Below are 16,210 nucleotides of genomic sequence, written 5' to 3' on the forward strand. Positions count from 1 at the left end.
GTTTAGAAGGGTTTAAAGTGCACGTTAAATCGATTAAGCTGATCAACTTCAAAAAATTTCGTGATGAGCTTCTTGAGTTCAATGACGACGTCAATATTTTCGTAGGCGATAACAATGCCGGCAAAAGTACGATTTTAGAAGCATTAGAAATTGTGCTAAATTACAACCATCGTGGACGGCCCTTCAATGGCGAATTTTCGCCCGATCTTTTCAATCAGGATGCGGTCAACCTTTTCCTCGCCTCTGACAAGACGTCGAAGTACCTACCCGTTTTGACCATAGAGGCCTATATTGAAGGTGTACCTGAGTACCGTGGCACGAATAATAGCCTCAAGGCAGATGCCCAAGGAGTCGTAGTACAAGCCTGTTTCGACGTGTTGTTAGAGGACGTTTATGAGAAATACCTGCTGACCAACCCTAGTATCACTAGTATTCCAATCGAGTTTTATAAGTTGGAATGGCTCGATTTTGGCTGGAACCCGATTAGGCCGATAGCAAAGAAGTTCAAAGCTCTGTACATCGATCCGACACGAATCCACCCCACCATAGGGAAGAATCAGTATATCTCTAGCATTCTCAACACGGCACTCGCGAAAGAAGAACTGGTAAAACTAACCCTCAATTATCGTGAAAACCTACAGGTATTTAACAACTCCGGAGAGGTCCTGACGGTTAATGCCAACCTTGATACGGCTCACCTCATCACGGATCGAAGGCTCACCATTGCAGCAAGTACCTTACCAGCGGGTGCTATCCAGACGGGCCTGCAACTAAAGTTGGATGATGTGCCATTTCATTTCATCGGCAAGGGAGAGCAAAGCAATGTACAAATCAAGCTTGCTATACAGAACAAATCCCACGATATCGATTTGGTGATGATGGAAGAACCCGAAAACCATTTATCCCACACTAATTTAAACAAGCTCGTGCACTACGTTGAGAACCAGAGGGCAGACAAGCAACTTTTTCTGACTACCCATAGCTCTTATGTGCTGAACAAGCTCAGCATCGACAAGATTTGCTTAGTACAGTCAGGGTACAAAAGGTTGCATACGCTTGACGCTCAAGTTGTGAAGACACTTAAGCGTCTTCCTGGCTACGATACCCTACGAGTAGCATTATCGAGCAAGGTGATCTTGGTTGAGGGACCGTCGGATGAACTGGTGCTCAAGAAGATCTACCAGCGAAAACATAATCGACTACCTGAGCAGGATGGGATAGATATTATTGTAGTGCGCGGAGTAGGCTTCAAGACGTTCATTGAGGTTGGCAAACAGATTGGTACTAGAATCCATGTGCTAAGGGATAATGACGGTGACTATCACGGTAACGTTGTGCAAGGACGTCTGGAATACGCTGAATTTCCCAATGTCAAACTGTTTTCACCAATTAACGACAACGAATTTTCGCTTGAGCCAGCGATGATTTATGCCAATGCGATCGATATCGAAACACTTGATGCGTTTGCAAAAGAGGTGCTATCGGCTCCGACCTACAAACTCTATGATGCGAATCTCACTTTACAAGACAGAAGGGAGAATTTGATTCAGTGGTTCAAGAGCGTAAAAGGCAACGGCAAAGGTGCTCGCAAGGTCGATTCAGCCATCAGGCTTTTTGATGGTCAGTTAGATTTCAAATACCCAGAATTCTTAGATGAGGTACTTAATTTTGCCTAATGAACTTTGGATCGCAGGCGCCGGATCGGGTAAAACGCATAAAATCATCACTGACGCGATTGGGGTCATCAATGGTGGGGGGAGGGTATTGGTAGTCACTTATACCACCAACAACCAAGCAGAACTGCGTGCACGCTTTGCCGAACTGTACGGTGGCAGCAGCGAACACTTTATTGTCAAAGGGCTTTTCACGTTTTATCTCGAAGATATGGTGCGCCCCTATCAGCGCGTAGTATTTCCTGATCGAATATCGACCATCTCATTCACTGAATCCAATCCTCACTTGATGCCGGATACAACTTTTCATATTAAAGGAAGAGGTGAAAAGAGGGCTGACGGAACGATCAATCCACTGCACTACCTTACACCTTGCAAAACCAAGGCCTACTCTGGATTGTTAGCAAAGCTTGCGACTCATATTGCGAAGCTATCCAAAGATGCAGCAGCCAAACGGCTGAATGAAGTTTATCAGAGGATTTTTTTTGATGAAGTGCAGGATTTGGTCGGTTGGGATTACGATGTGATCAAATCTATCAACAAGGTGATGATCAACTCGATCTGTTGTGTCGGGGACTTTCGGCAGACGATTTACACTACAACATTTGGGCATAAGGCTCCGCAGACGCTTCAGGAGAAGGTTGATTACCTTGTCGGCAAGCTGAAGTTTGAGAAAAAATCGATGCCTAAAAATCGTAGATGCGTCCAGGAGATCTGTGACCTATCCGATACGATACATGCTGGACTGTATGATAAGACGATATCCGGAGTTGAGAAAATTCCTGAAGATATCGCCCATCACTCTGGTGCGTTTATAGTAAAGCAGTCCCAAGTGACTGAGTATGTGACTGCCTTTCAGCCCCAAGTGCTCCGCTGGTCGGCGACAACTGGCCGTAAATACCTGCCAAGTAACCTCCTATGTTATACGTTCGGGTCTTGCAAAGGTCTCGGCTTTGACCGGGTCCTGGTAATTCCACCGGATAAGCACCTGAAATTTCTTGGTGGCGATCTTACAGTTTTCGAAAAGGATAAAACGGAAGAGTCGCGGAACAAATTTTACGTCGCGGTCACCAGAGCTCGCTACAGCCTAGCGTTTGTAGTTGCGGACAATTTAGCAAATGTTTTGCCTTACCCAGTGTGGGATGGCGTTGGCGTGCCCGAAGCGGCGATCAAAACTTGAGACAGGTTGCCTGACGACGAGGTGACGAAGTCATCGTCACCTCGGATGACATGCTGAATCTGCAGCAACCGCCAGCCCTTACGAAGATAACGATTATAGCCAGTGATTACTGCGTACACTACCTAGTTGCCGGGCCAATTGGGCAACGCATGCCCAAATGTGCGCTGGTGGGACAGCTCCCAGATGCGCAGTTTCCTCGACCGCCATCACGACTATCTGCAGGGGCGTTTCGTCTAAGTAATTCGTCAATTTTTGCTGTCAAAGCCTAATAGGTAACGACGCAGGAGTTGATGTGATGAAACTACTGATACTACAACAGGCTGAACAGCAAACATTGCGCGACATGGGTGTTTTTCATCCGCACCCACGTGTACGGATACGTGCCCAAGCGATAGTTCGATTAAGCCAGGGACTGACTTTGCAGCAAACTGCCAATGAATTCCATGTTCATCTGAACAGCATTGAAGCATGGCGGCAACGCTGGAACAAGCAAGGCCTGATGGGTCTTTATGAAGGCCATCATACCGGGCGCAAACGCAAGTGGACGGCCGAACAGCAAGAAGCACTACGAGCATTGGCGCAAACCGATGGGGGCAGCGCCAACAGTCTGCTACGGACCTTCGCGCAACGGGAAGGCTTACCCGCCATCAGCCAGGAAACGGCAAGGCGATATTTGCACGAGATGCAGTTCAGCTACAAGCGCTACCGCTATAGTTTAAAAAAAAGCATCCAGCGGAAGCGTTCGGCAAGGCCGCACGCATAATCGGCGAGTTGGATCAACAGGCACGTGCCGGGCAGTGCGAACTGCTGTTTTATGACGAGTCCGGTTTCAGCCCGAATCCGCCGATTCAGTCGGGCTGGTCGCGGATTGGACAGACGCGTGGCGTGGAACCGCTGTCGCATGGCGAGCGCGTTAATGTTCTCGGTGCGCTAAGTCATGACCACAAGCTGCACTGGCGAACGCAACGTAGGCCGACAGTATGCGACGACGTGATCGCTTTCTTCGACGAACTTGCGGCACAAAAACATACCGTGCCGCGCATTGTCGTATTGGACAACGCATCATTTCACAAGGGGCCGCAGATCGAGAAATGCCGACGAAAATGGATGGCACAGGGGCTATTTCTATATTACTTGCCCCCTTACAGCCCGGAACTGAATCGCATCGAGATCCTGTGGAAACAGGCCAAGTACTTCTGGCGCCGTTTCGCCGGGCTGAAAGGAAGCGAGTTGCTGACCGAAGTGGAATCGTTGATGAAAGGTTTCGGAACTGCATTCACAATAAATTTCGTCTGACTACTTAGAAAGTGTAGTAATTGCGATTGAAGGTTAGTCGGCACTTGACCGGTAGCCAAGGCCTGCCGCAGTTGCTCGCTGCTCATTTCGCCCTTGTAGCTGACACTCGCGTTTTTTGAGGCCATCCACAAACCTCGCTTTTTCGCCCTGGCCTTTGGCTTGACGCCCAAACTATTGACAGCATTGAGCTTAAACTGAGTTGATCTTTTGCGGCCTGAAACCCCAAAGTACTCAGAATGCTGTCGAGGGAGTACTCACAATGCTGTCGGCGTACTAAGACCTCAGAATGATGTCGGCGTACTGATTCTGCACTACTTAATCAATTTTACATAATATAAATTATGCGAAGTTATGGATGAATTCGTCAAATCCCCCTTTTTGCAACTTGTACAATCGCAAATGCGATTCTGGCCTTTTGCGCGCCGCCTGGCGCCCTGACTTTTTCGTCATGAGTTTGTGCAGTCCCTTTGCGCTTCGATACGCTGGCCAGCTCCAGGCTGGAGCGCAGGATTCCTGGTGTTTGCTGCCGCTCGCTGCGCTGCGTGCCTGTCTCCCGGTGCAATGCTGGCGGTTCTGCGTGCCTGCTGGCCTGTCACTCCGCAGCGCTGGTGTGCGCCGTGCCTGGCCGCAGGTCTGGCGCGTCCGTTCGGCTGCTCGTGTGGCCGCGCAACTTCGGCAGCGATCTTCCACGGCTACCGTGCACCGGCGTATTTGGCTGGCGTCGTGGGCCAAACTGTCCATGCGGACCACTGCGATGGATTTGACCAGGCATTGGCGGCCAGGCATGGCTCAACGGACGCGGCGCGTTGATGGCACAGCGGCTGCGCCACCAATCGCTTTCCGAACGGCTTGCGTCATGTTTACGCCCGGGCCGCAAGGCAGCGCACCGCGTTGCGGCTTGCCGCCGCCATCGTCCACGTTGCGCACGATTGCATTGCAAATCCATAACAATGTGTGTGCCGGGACGTGCTCGTGTAAGATTGCCCGCCTTATCTCTTTTGCCGGGCATGCCTTGACTTCCTCGACATTTTTTTCGGTGAAATACAAATATGAAATCAAGGGTTTACAGGCGATTATGAAGGCAAAGTCTCAAGATATTTCGCGCTATCTGCTGCGCGCGGGCGCCACGCTGGCCATCGCGGCAGCTCTGTCCGCCTGTGCCAGCAAGCCCGGTCCATGGCCTGCGCGCGCCCTGCCTGCAAACGCTGCCGTGACGGTCGACGCCACGCAATTCCTGTCCAGGAAGCAACTGGTAGACTGGCAATACGATCTGGACGAGCGCCTGTTGCGCGCCACGGGATCGCCCCGGCATGAAGCGTATATCGACGTGTTGCATGAGCGCCTGGCGCGCGCCGGTGTCAAACAGCTGCGCTTTGAACCGGTCAGCTTGCGGCAATGGTCGGTGGAGGCGGAACACTGGGGCCTGGAAGTGCTCGATGGCGAGCGACCCGGCGTGCTGCCTTCGGCTGGCTATATTCCGTACTCGGGCGTCACGCCAGCGTCCGGCATTACGGGACGCATCGCCTACCTGGCGCCCAATACCAAGCCCGATGCCAGCCTGGCGGGCAAGCTGGTGCTCGTCGAGATGCCTGAAGTGGCGTGGACGGGCCAGGTTTTCCACCAGAGGGCCGTGCACGTCCACGACCCGGAGCACGCCATGGGGCCGGACACGCCGTATGCGCGCCCGTTCCAGATGCTGGGGCCGTTCATTTCGCTGCTGGACAGCCTGCAGGCGGCCGGTGCGGCGGGCGTGATCGTCATTCTGGATACGCCTTCCTTGGCGGCGGACGGCCTGTATGCACCCTGCGACGGCGTGGTGCGCCAGTTGCCCGGCGTGTTTGTCGACCGCGGCCGTGGCCAGCGCCTGCGCGACCGGGTGCTGGCGGGCACGCCGCCTGTCTTGCGGCTGACCATGGCGGCCACCGTGCGGCAGGTGCAGACGCGCAACCTGGTCGGCATCATCCCCGGCAAGTCGGATGAATTGATGGTGCTGGCTAGCTACACGGATGGCACGAACGGGCTGGAAAACAATGGACCGAACGCCATCGTCGACATGGCTCAGTACCTGACGCGCCTGCCGCAGGACAGCTTGCCGCGCAGCGTCATGCTGCTGCTGACGGGCGGTCATCTCGCGGGCGGCGCGGGCATCGCGCAATTTATGGATCGCCACAAGGACGATGGCTTGACGCAGCGCATGGCCGCGATGCTCGGCATCGGGCAACTGGGCGCGCTGGAAGTGCTGCCCGACAGCAACGGCTACTTGCATCTCACGGGCAGGTCCGAGCCGGCCACCCTGTTTTCACCGCGCACGCCTGCCTTGATGGAGGCATCCTACGCCATGCTCAGGCAGGCCGGTGTGGCACCCGCGTTCGTGCTGCCGCCTGCCAATGCCGGCGGCGATGGCAGTGCGCAGATGGCCGCCTGGCCCGATGCGGGCCGGACGTTGCGGGCTGCGCAACGCCCACCCACGATAAATTATGTCAAGGCGCCGACCTATCAGTTCAGCTACGGCATCGGCACGGTGACCCAGGCGGACTACCGGCTGATGCAGCGCGAAACCGTGGCCTTGACGCAGATGCTGCTGGATCTGTCGCGCGTGCCGTATGCCGATTTGCGCAAGGAAACAGCGCCGTAGCCGTCGCGAGAGTACTCCGCCCTTCCCCGCCCTGCTCCCGGCGCTCTTCCGTACACCATACCAGCACCCTGGCAAACAGACACTGGTATGGCCCGCATCGCCCATCCTCTGGGGCAAGGCTGCAACTGGTATTGTGATCTTGCGCAAAGAATAAAACCAGTTGACTACCACTTGCAATGCCTGCACTCTGAAAAATCGGACGGTGTCCAGCCGCCCGGCCATACTAAAAACACACAAGGAGATGCGATGCACCGGACAGTCATGAATAGCCTCATCATTACCCTCTTCGGCGGTAGCCTGGCCGCTTGCGGCGGCGGCAGCGACGGAGCCAGCGCCAGCACAAGCCAGCTGCTGGCCGGTGCGACCACAGCGGTGGCCTGCTACACGCCGTGGAGCAGTGGCACCGCCTACAACGGCGGCGGCCAGGCCAGCTACAACAACGTCAATTACACGGCCAATTGGTGGACGCAAGGCAATAATCCAGCGACCAGCAGCGGCGGTGCCGGCAGCGGCCAGCCCTGGACGGTGGTGGGAGACTGCGGCACGCCGACACCGACTCCTACCCCAACGCCGACACCCACGCCTACCCCAACTCCTACGCCGACTCCCACCCCGACACCTACCCCGACACCTACCCCGACTCCGACTCCGACGCCTACTCCGACACCAACGCCCACCGGCCTGGCCAGGCACGCGCTGATCGGCTACTGGCACAACTTCACCAATCCCAGCGGCGCCACGTATCCGATCAGCCAGGTCAGCGACGACTGGGATGTGATCGTCGTCTCGTTCGGCGACAACGCGGGCGGCGGCAATGTCAGCCTGACCATCGATCCGGGCGCGGGCACGGAAGCGCAGTTCATCGCCGACGTGGCCGCCAAGCGGGCGAAGGGCAAGAAAGTCATCCTGTCGCTGGGCGGACAAAACGGTTCTGTTTCCGTCGGCAATACGGCCGAAGCGACGAATTTTACGAACAGCCTGTACGCCATCATCACCAAATATGGCTTCGACGGCATCGACCTGGACCTGGAAAATGGCGTGGCGCAAGGCGCGGCCATCCAGACCTATCTGCCGATCGCCGTGAAAAACCTGAAAACCAAGGTCGGCAGCAGCTTTTATCTGTCGATGGCGCCGGAATGGGTGTATGTGGAGGGGGGATATACGAGCTACGGCAGCATCTGGGGCGCCTACATTCCCATCATCAATGCCTTGCGTTCCGAGCTGACGGTGCTGCACCCGCAGTACTACAATAATGGCGACATCTACACACCGTACGCCACGGGCGCCATCAAGGCCGGTTCGGCCGACCAGCTGGTGGCCACGGCGCGCATGCTGATCGAAGGTTTTAACTATGGCGGCAACACCTTCGCGGGCCTGCGTCCGGACCAGGTGGGCTTTGGCGTGCCGTCGGGGCGCAGCTCGGCCGGCTCGGGTTTCACGACGAATGCCGACGTCAGCAACGCCCTGAATTGCCTGACGCGCCTACTCAATTGCGGCACCATCAAGCCGCTGCAGGCGTATCCGGACTTCCGCGGCGTGATGACGTGGTCGATCAACTGGGACCGCCACGACAACTATAATTTCTCCGTGCCGACCAAGAATGTGCTGAAGACCCTGCCGTAAGCGCCTTGACCCGACTGCGCATGGGAGCCGCGATGCTCACATGCGCAGCAGCGCCGCGCCCAGCACGCGCATCTGCAGCGCTATGCCCTGGCGCAACGCCTCCCCTCCCCCTTGCGTGTGCTTGATGCCATCCATGCTGGCCACCAGCAAGGCGGCCACTTGCGCGGCAGTCGCGCCCACTCGCCGCAGCGCGATATCGCCCGCCGCTTCGGCCTGTTCCAGCGCGCCGGCCAGCGAGGCCGCCAAGCTTGCCCGCGCGCTCAGGGTGATGTCGGCGGCCAGGGTCATGTTGGCATCGAACAATTCCTGCCCATGCGCGCTGGCCGAAATGTCCGCCATCAAGCCTTGCTGGAATGCCAGCAGCGCCGTTTCGATGCGCGTGAACACGGGGCCGGGTTCGGCCAGCGCCGCTGCCACTTGCGCCATGACGGTGGCATGCGCCCGTTCGGAGCCGGCGCGAAACACGTCTTCCTTGTTCTTGAAGTGCAGGTACAGCGCGGCGCGCGACATATCGGCCGCCTGCGCGATGTCGAGCATGGATGTCTTGCGGTAGCCGTAACGGCAAAACACGGCCAGCGCCGCATCGAGTATCCGCTGGGTTTTCAGGGTGTGGAGTGACATGCTGGCATATTGACACTATGGATATATAGTGTCAATATGACTTTTAGACAAATTGCGTCAAAGTGTCTACTTTACGGAGGATGGCAGCATGGAAGAACTGGACCCTGGCCGCCAGGCGGCCTTGCAGGAACAATTGCGCGATATCGAACGCAGCCGCCTGCGCGCGCTGGTCGATGGCGACCTGGTGGTGGCGCGCAGCTTGCACGCCGATGATTTTCAGTTGGTCACGCCCATCGGCAGCATGCTGTCCCGCGAGGAATATCTGGGCGCAATCGCGGCAGGCCACATGCGCTATCTGAGCTGGGAACCGGGCGAGATCGAGGTGCGCCTGCATGGCGACGCAGCTGTCCTGCGCTATCAGGCCCAGCTTGAAATCAATTTCGGCGGCCAGGCCGTGCCCCGGTCGCGCTACTGGCATATCGATAGCTATGAGCGGCGTGATGGACGCTGGCAAGCCGTCTGGTCGCAGGCGACGGCGATACGCTGACGGCGATGGCTGCAGATGGATGCGCCGGCAGTAGGGGCAATTGATCTTTCTCAATCCATAGCTTCAATCTATGGATTCAGTTGAAATATTTTACTTCCTTTTGTAAATGAGAATCGTTACTATCTAAATCAAGGATAAGCGAATTCAACAAAAAAGGAGTCTCCCTTGTTCACCGCCATCAAAACATTCAGCCAGGTCTGCACGCATATGTCGATCGCCTTCGGCCTCGCCTACTTGCTGACGGGGTCGCTCGCGCTCGGTGGCCTGGCCGCCATCATCGAACCGGTCATCAATGTGGGCTTGCTGCCATGGCATGAAAAAGCCTGGCACGCGATCCGCCGCCGCCATGCCGCCAGCCGCCTGGGCTTTGCCGCCTTGGCCGGCGAAAAGCTGAGCCAGACGGCCCTGCACATGGGCGTGGCGTTTGGCGTCATGTACTGGGCCACGGGTTCCATGGCTTTCGGCGGCTTGCTGGCCGTGGTCGAGCCGATCTGCAATGTGATTGTGCTGCCCTTCCACGACCGGCTGTGGGAAAAAGTCCGCTTTCGCCTGGAAAGCCGCGGTGCGGCGCCGCTGGCGACGTTGCCTACCTGATATTTTTCACCAAAGAACAAGGACTGGGGTCGGACCCGGCGGGTCCGACCCCGGCTTCTTGTCGCTGGCCACAGCCGATATGGCGGCCGGTTTCAGCCACCTGCAAGGCATGTTTGTTCCTTGCCGGCCCACACCGACGGGCGCCTTTGCCCCCACGGCGCCGCCCGCTCCAGTTGGCCAGCCAGGCGCAGCAAGATCCCATCGTTCGCATAGCCCGCCATGAACTGCATGCCGATCGGCAACCCTTCATTGGACATGGCCAGCGGCACGGACATGGCCGGCAAGCCCGCCACGTTGGCCAGCGGCGTGTAGGGCGAATGCTCGAACAGGCGCGCCGTCCAGCCCAGGCCATCGAGCTGTTCTTCCTTTTCTCCATAGCGCCCCAGCGGCCACGGCACATCCGGCATGGTCGGCGTCAGCAAGACGTCGTACTGTTCAAACAGGGCGCCGGCGTGGCGCGTGACGGTATTGCGCACGTCGAGGGCGGCGACGAAATCGACGGCCGACACCGTCTGTCCGTACCGGTAGCAGGCCAGGGTGGCCGCTTCCAGGGTCGCCAGCGACACGGCGCGCCCGCTTTCCTGCGCCAGGAAATTGATCCACGGCACCAGGTTGGCGCACCAGATGCCGGCATTGGCGTGCACGAACGCGTCCCACGACACGCCCAGCGCAGGCGCTGCTTCTTCCACGTGGTGGCCCAGGCTTTCCAGCAGGCGCACGGTGTCTTGCAGCGCGGTATCGACGGCGGGTACGGGATGGGCGCCATTGGTGGCGGCGCGCTGCACGCCGATGCGCAGCTTGCCCGGCGCCACGCTCACCTGCGACAGCCAGCTGTGGCTGGGTGGACTCGTCAGATATGGCTCGCCTGCCATCACGCCCTGCACGCAGTCGAGCAAGGCGGCGCTGTCGCGCACCGTGCGGCTCACGCCCAGCTGCACGCCCAGGCCGCTGAAAATCTCGTCCATGGCGGGGCCATTCGAGACCCTGCCACGGCTCGGTTTCAAGCCGAACAGGCCCGTCGAGGCGGCCGGCACGCGGATGGAACCGGCCGCGTCCGTCGCATGCGCCAGGGGCACGATGCCGGCCGCCACGGCCGCCGCCGCGCCGCCGCTGGAGCCGCCCGCGCTCAAGCTGACGTTCCACGGGTTGCGCGTGGCGCCATATAAAACGGCTTCCGTGGTGGTGGCGAATGCCATTTCCGGCGTGCTGGTGCGGCCAAAGGTGACTAGTCCCGCCTGGCGGAATTGCGTCATCAGATGAGAATCATGCGTAGCGACATGGCCGGCGCCCAGGCGGCTGCCCGCTTCGCTGCGCTGGCCCGCCATGGTGACGGCCACGTCCTTGATCAGAAACGGTACGCCGGCGAACGGCGCCGTATGGTCCAGGGTGGGAAAATCGGCCGGCCACAGCTCGACCACGGCATTGATCTGCGGGTTGACGGCGGCGCAGGCGCGCACGGCCGCGTCGTGCAATTCGGCCGCCGAGACGGCGCCAGTGCGCAGCAGCTGGGCCAGTCCCAGACCATCAAAGCTTATATATTCATGTAGTTGCATCAGTTAGCTCCTGTAAAAGGTGAAGAGTGGAAATCACAGGAACAACTGTAGGGCTTGCGCTATCATAGTGGAAATGAATAGTTGATATACAAGGTATAGCCATGAGTAATTTGCACAAGCTGGACTTGAACCTGCTGCTGACCCTGAACGCGCTGTTGATCGAGCGCAACGTCACGCGGGCGGCGGCGCGGCTGCACCTGAGCCAGCCTTCCGTCAGCGTGCAACTGGGCAAGCTGCGCACGGCCTTCGATGATCCGCTGCTCTTGCCCGGTCCGCGCGGCATGCTGCCCACGGCGCGCGCGCTGGCCCTGTTCGCACCGCTGCAAGCCGTGCTGGCCCAGCTGGAGCAAGTCTTGCAGCCGGAATCGGCCTTCGATCCGGCCACGGCCGAGGTGCGCTGGAATCTGGCGGCGGCCGACGCCACCGAATATGCGATTTTGCTGCCCCTGCTGCCTGCCTTGCGTGCGCAAGCGCCGTTGTCGCGCATGGCCGTGTTCGAAGCCGTGCCGGCGCGCATGGCGCACGACCTGGAAAGCGGCCAGGTCGACCTGGGCTTTCTGGCGCAGGAAGAAGCACCGCCCGGCTTACGCCACCGTACCCTGTTTAGCGAGCACTACGTGCTGGCGGGCCGGCGCGACCACCCGCTGCTGCAAACGGTTCCCGACCTCGACCGGTTCTGTGCGCTGGAATTCATCGTCGTCTCGCCGAACGGCGGCGGCTTCCGCAGCAACGTCGACACGGCACTGGAACAGCTGGGGCGCACGCGCAATGTGGTCCTGTCCGTGCCGCATTTCCTGATCGTCCCGCCCCTGCTGGCGGCCTCCGACATGGTGGCCCTGCTGCCGTCGCGCCTGCTGAAGAATGCGCTGGGTGGCCTGCGCACATGGGAGCCGCCCGTCAGCCTGCCCGATTACGAGATGGCGATGGTCTGGCACGAGCGCATGCACCTGGACGCGGCGCACCGCTGGCTGCGCGAGCGCATCCTGGCCAGCTTGCAGGCTGGCCTACACGATTTTCCAGTGTAAAACACTAGGGAAGATTACCTAGTTGCTCGAAAGAAATTCCCAATTTCCGCCGTGGCGACGAATGCGTAAGCTTGGCCCCAATAATAAAGGGTCACCATGAACGCCATTTCCATCCTGCACCGCAGCTTGCGCCGCCATCGCGCTTCTTCTTTCCCCATGTTCAGCTGGCTTGCCGCAATGCTGCTGGCCTTCTGCGCCAGCGCCGTGGCTGCGCCTGCGCCCACGGCCTCGCCCGAACTGATCAAGCGCGGCGAATATGTCGCCCGCCTCGGCGACTGCGTGGCTTGCCACACCAGCCCGAACGGCGCCGCCATGGCCGGCGGCCTGGAGCTGAAAACGCCGTTCGGCACCCTCTACAGCACGAATATCACGCCGGACGCGAAGACCGGGCTGGGCACGTACAGCTTCGCCCAATTCGACCGCGCCATGCGCAAGGGCGTGGCGGCCGATGGCCACAAGCTGTATCCGGCCATGCCCTACCCGTCCTACGCGAAGATCACGCCCGACGACATGCAGGCGCTGTACGCCTATTTGCAGCGGGGCGTGGCGCCCGTGGCGCAGCAAAACCGCGAAACGGACATGAAATGGCCGTTCAGCATGCGCTGGGGCTTGTCCTTGTGGAATGCCGTCTTCCTCGACGATGCGCCATTCAAGCCCGACAGTGCCAAGTCGGCCATGTGGAACCGCGGCAGCTACATCGCCCAGGGTCTCGGTCATTGCGGCTCCTGCCACACGCCGCGCGGCGTGGCTTTCCAGGAAAAAACCATGGGCCAGGAGGGCGGCAGCGGCAAGCTCTATCTGTCCGGCTTCACGTTTGACGGCTGGCATGCGGTGAACTTGCGCAATCTGTGGACACCGGGCGACATCGTGCAATTGCTGAAAACCGGCCGCAACAGCTTCGGCACGGCGGCCGGCAGCATGACGGAAGTCATCACCCACAGCACGCAATACTTCACGGATGCCGACCTCGATGCGCTGGCGTATTACCTGCACGGCTTGCCGGCCAGGGATGGGGCAGCAGCGCCAGCAAGGAAAACGGCGCCCGTCGTGGCGGCCAGCAACGATGCGCTGTACAACACGCGCGGCGGCCTCGGCTACCTGCAGTTTTGCGCCACCTGCCACCGCCGCGATGGCCGTGGCGTGGACAACATCTTCCCGCCGCTGGCGCAGAACGACTCGGTGCAGTCGAAAGACGCCACCTCCGTCATCCATATCGCGCTGACGGGCTGGCAATCGGCCGTCACGCAGCACTCGCCCCGCTCGTTCGGCATGCCCGCGTATGACCGCCTGTCGGACACGGAACTGGCGGAAATCCTCACCTTTGTGCGCGGCAAGTGGGGCAACCAGGGCGCGCCCGTCACGCCTGCGCAGATCGCCAGAGTGCGCAAGGAGCTCAAGCTCAAGACGCCGGACGCGGGCGGCTTCGTCACGCCCCGCTTCGCCGCCCTGACGGCCGATCCGAATGCCAATCAATTGATCCACGGCATGCAACTGATGACGGAAACGCGCGCCCGCCTGCCGCACAACGTGGGCAACGACCTCAATTGCAGCAGTTGCCACCTGAATGGCGGCACCGTGGCCAACGGTTCGCCCTTCCTCGGCATTTCCGCCTTCTTCCCGGCGGAAGCGCCGCGCGCCGGCAAGGTGATTAACTTGGGCGAGCGCATCAACGGCTGCTTCCGCCGCTCCATGCACGGCAAGCCCCTGCCCGTGGACGGCCCCGACCTGCAGGCGATGGTCGCCTATATCGACTGGATGAAGGGCGCCACGCAGGCGAACGACAAGGTGGCGGGACGCGGCGTGGCCAAGATAGACCGTGCGCTGCTGCCCGATCCCGTGCATGGCAAAAAAGTGTATGCCGAGCAATGCGCCGTCTGCCATGGCGCGAATGGCGAGGGCATCCGGGGCGCCAATGGCGTGCTGGCCTTCCCGCCGCTGTGGGGAGAGCGCTCGTTCAATATCGGCGCCGGCATGGCCCGCACCTATACGGCGGCCGGCTTCGTCAAGGCCAACATGGTGATGGGCCATGGCCAGAAATTCCCCCTGGGGCAAGGCAACCTGTCCGACCAGGACGCCGTCGACGTGGCCGAGTATTTCACGCACATGCCGCGTCCGGACTTCCCCGACAAGGTCAAGGATTGGCCGAAAGGCGGCAAGCCCAAGGATGCGCGCTACTGACAAGAGGCTGCAAGGCGCCGCCCGCCTGTGCTACGCTGCGCGCTCCACCACACAGGAGTGATGCATGCAGACCGACAGCGGCCACGAGGCCCCATCCGACACCTGGCTGGGCAAGCTGGGGCCCGGCCTGATCACGGGCGCGGCCGATGACGACCCCAGCGGCATCGCCACGTATTCGCAGGCGGGCGCGCAGTTCGGTTTCGGCATGCTGTGGACCGTCTGCCTGACGTTCCCCCTGATGCTCGGCATCCAGGTCATCAGCGCCAAGATCGGCCGGGTCAGCGGCCATGGGCTGGCGACGAATATCCGCCGCCACTACCCCCGCTCCCTGCTGTATGCCATCGTCGGCTTGCTGCTGCTGGCCAATGTCATCAATATCGCCGCCGACGTGGCCGCCATGGGCGATGCCCTGACCCTGATCATCGGCGGTCCCACCCATTTGTACGCCGTGGGCTTCGGCTTGCTCTCGCTGCTGCTGCAAGTGTTTATTCCCTATCAACAGTACGTGCGCATCCTGAAATGGCTGACCCTGGGCTTGCTGGCCTATGTGGCCACCGTGCTGACGGTGCACATTCCGTGGGGCGAAGTGGCGCTGCGCACGGTGTGGCCGCAATTCACCTGGTCGGCCGGTGCCGTGACCATGATCGTGGCCGTGTTCGGCACGACGATCAGCCCCTATCTGTTTTTCTGGCAGGCATCGCAGGAAGTGGAAGACTTGCAAGCCGATGCCGGCGCGCAAGCCTTGCGCCGCACGCCCGAGCAGGCGCCACGCCAATTCCAGCGCATCAAGATGGACACGGCCATCGGCATGGGCTTTTCCAACCTGGTGGCCTTCTTCATCATGCTGACGACGGCCGTGACCCTGGGCGCGCAAGGCATCACGCATATCGACACGTCCGCCCAGGCTGCCTCCGCCCTGCGTCCCATCGCGGGCGAGTTCGCGTTTGCCCTGTTCAGCCTGGGCATCATCGGCACGGGCTTGCTGGCCATTCCCGTGCTGGCCGGCTCGGCCGCCTACGCCATGGCGGGCGCCTTCCACTGGAAAAACAGCCTGGAACTGGCGCCCCGGGCCGCCAAGAAGTTCTACGGCATCATCGTCACGGCCACCGTGATCGGCGCGGCCCTGTGCTTTTCGCCGCTCGACCCCATCAAGGCCCTGTACTGGAGCGCCGTCATCAATGGCGTCATTTCCGTGCCCATCATGGCCCTGATGATGCTGATGGCGTCGCGTCCCGCCATCATGGGCAGCTTGACCATTTCGCGCCGCCTGCGGGCGCTGGGCTGGCTGGCTACCCTCGTCATGGCGACGGCTGTGCTGGCCATGTTCGCCAGCATGGCCTTCTGA

Annotated in this window: 13 protein-coding genes; 11 read left to right on the plus strand and 2 right to left on the minus strand. The window is 59.8% G+C overall.

All coding sequences use genetic code 11. The features are described from left to right. The first annotated feature begins 17 nt into the window (after nt 1–17). The 6 genes from CLU91_RS03370 (at nt 18) to CLU91_RS03400 (ending at nt 8,407) form a co-directional block, all read left to right on the plus strand. Nucleotides 18–1,676 carry an ATP-dependent nuclease gene (locus tag CLU91_RS03370; RefSeq protein ID WP_100872983.1) on the plus strand — a complete coding sequence of 553 codons (1,659 nt, stop codon included), beginning with the start codon at nt 18–20 and terminating at the stop codon, nt 1,674–1,676. Beyond that, complete coding sequence (locus CLU91_RS03375; RefSeq protein ID WP_232730608.1) at nt 1,654–2,853, plus strand: UvrD-helicase domain-containing protein; 1,200 nt, start codon at nt 1,654–1,656, stop codon at nt 2,851–2,853. Before CLU91_RS03370 ends, CLU91_RS03375 begins: the two co-directional genes overlap by 23 nt. Before the next feature lie 295 nt (nt 2,854–3,148). After that, on the plus strand, nt 3,149–3,616 hold the full coding sequence (locus CLU91_RS03380) for a helix-turn-helix domain-containing protein (RefSeq protein WP_100872985.1): 468 nt from the start codon (nt 3,149–3,151) through the stop codon (nt 3,614–3,616). A gap of 8 nt (nt 3,617–3,624) precedes the next feature. Then, nucleotides 3,625–4,149, plus strand: a complete 525-nt coding sequence (locus CLU91_RS03385; protein ID WP_157814570.1) for an IS630 family transposase — start codon at nt 3,625–3,627, stop codon at nt 4,147–4,149. 1,075 nt (nt 4,150–5,224) lie between these two features. After that, nucleotides 5,225–6,784 (plus strand): PA domain-containing protein, encoded by a 1,560-nt coding sequence (locus CLU91_RS03395; protein ID WP_100872987.1) that lies wholly within the window; start codon nt 5,225–5,227, stop codon nt 6,782–6,784. 261 nt (nt 6,785–7,045) lie between these two features. Next, nucleotides 7,046–8,407 (plus strand): chitinase, encoded by a 1,362-nt coding sequence (locus CLU91_RS03400; RefSeq protein ID WP_232730609.1) that lies wholly within the window; start codon nt 7,046–7,048, stop codon nt 8,405–8,407. Nucleotides 8,408–8,443: 36 nt separating this feature from the next. On the opposite strand, the gene CLU91_RS03405 is transcribed toward CLU91_RS03400, so the two are convergent. Next, the gene (locus CLU91_RS03405; protein ID WP_100872988.1) at nt 8,444–9,028 is read right to left on the minus strand and encodes a TetR/AcrR family transcriptional regulator; all 585 of its coding nucleotides are present in this window, start codon (nt 9,026–9,028) and stop codon (nt 8,444–8,446) included. 88 nt (nt 9,029–9,116) lie between these two features. Here CLU91_RS03405 and CLU91_RS03410 point away from each other — a divergent pair, with 88 nt between their 5' ends. Next, a complete protein-coding gene (locus CLU91_RS03410; RefSeq protein WP_100872989.1) occupies nt 9,117–9,515 on the plus strand; it encodes a nuclear transport factor 2 family protein in 399 nt (132 codons plus the stop codon). A gap of 165 nt (nt 9,516–9,680) precedes the next feature. Further along, a complete protein-coding gene (locus tag CLU91_RS03415; RefSeq protein WP_100872990.1) occupies nt 9,681–10,109 on the plus strand; it encodes a DUF2061 domain-containing protein in 429 nt (142 codons plus the stop codon). A gap of 92 nt (nt 10,110–10,201) precedes the next feature. Here the strand turns inward: CLU91_RS03415 and CLU91_RS03420 are convergent, their stop codons facing one another. Beyond that, the gene (locus CLU91_RS03420; RefSeq protein WP_100872991.1) at nt 10,202–11,662 is read right to left on the minus strand and encodes an amidase; all 1,461 of its coding nucleotides are present in this window, start codon (nt 11,660–11,662) and stop codon (nt 10,202–10,204) included. Between the two features lie 101 nt (nt 11,663–11,763). Between CLU91_RS03420 and CLU91_RS03425 the strand changes: the two genes are divergently transcribed. The 3 genes from CLU91_RS03425 (at nt 11,764) to CLU91_RS03435 (ending at nt 16,210) form a co-directional block, all read left to right on the plus strand. Continuing rightward, nucleotides 11,764–12,687 (plus strand): LysR family transcriptional regulator, encoded by a 924-nt coding sequence (locus CLU91_RS03425; protein ID WP_100872992.1) that lies wholly within the window; start codon nt 11,764–11,766, stop codon nt 12,685–12,687. Between the two features lie 156 nt (nt 12,688–12,843). Continuing rightward, nucleotides 12,844–14,865, plus strand: a complete 2,022-nt coding sequence (locus CLU91_RS03430; RefSeq protein ID WP_100876560.1) for a c-type cytochrome — start codon at nt 12,844–12,846, stop codon at nt 14,863–14,865. Nucleotides 14,866–14,929: 64 nt separating this feature from the next. Further along, complete coding sequence (locus tag CLU91_RS03435; RefSeq protein ID WP_100872993.1) at nt 14,930–16,210, plus strand: NRAMP family divalent metal transporter; 1,281 nt, start codon at nt 14,930–14,932, stop codon at nt 16,208–16,210.

The sequence above is a fragment of the Janthinobacterium sp. 64 genome, assembly GCF_002813325.1.
Lineage (GTDB): Bacteria > Pseudomonadota > Gammaproteobacteria > Burkholderiales > Burkholderiaceae_D > Janthinobacterium.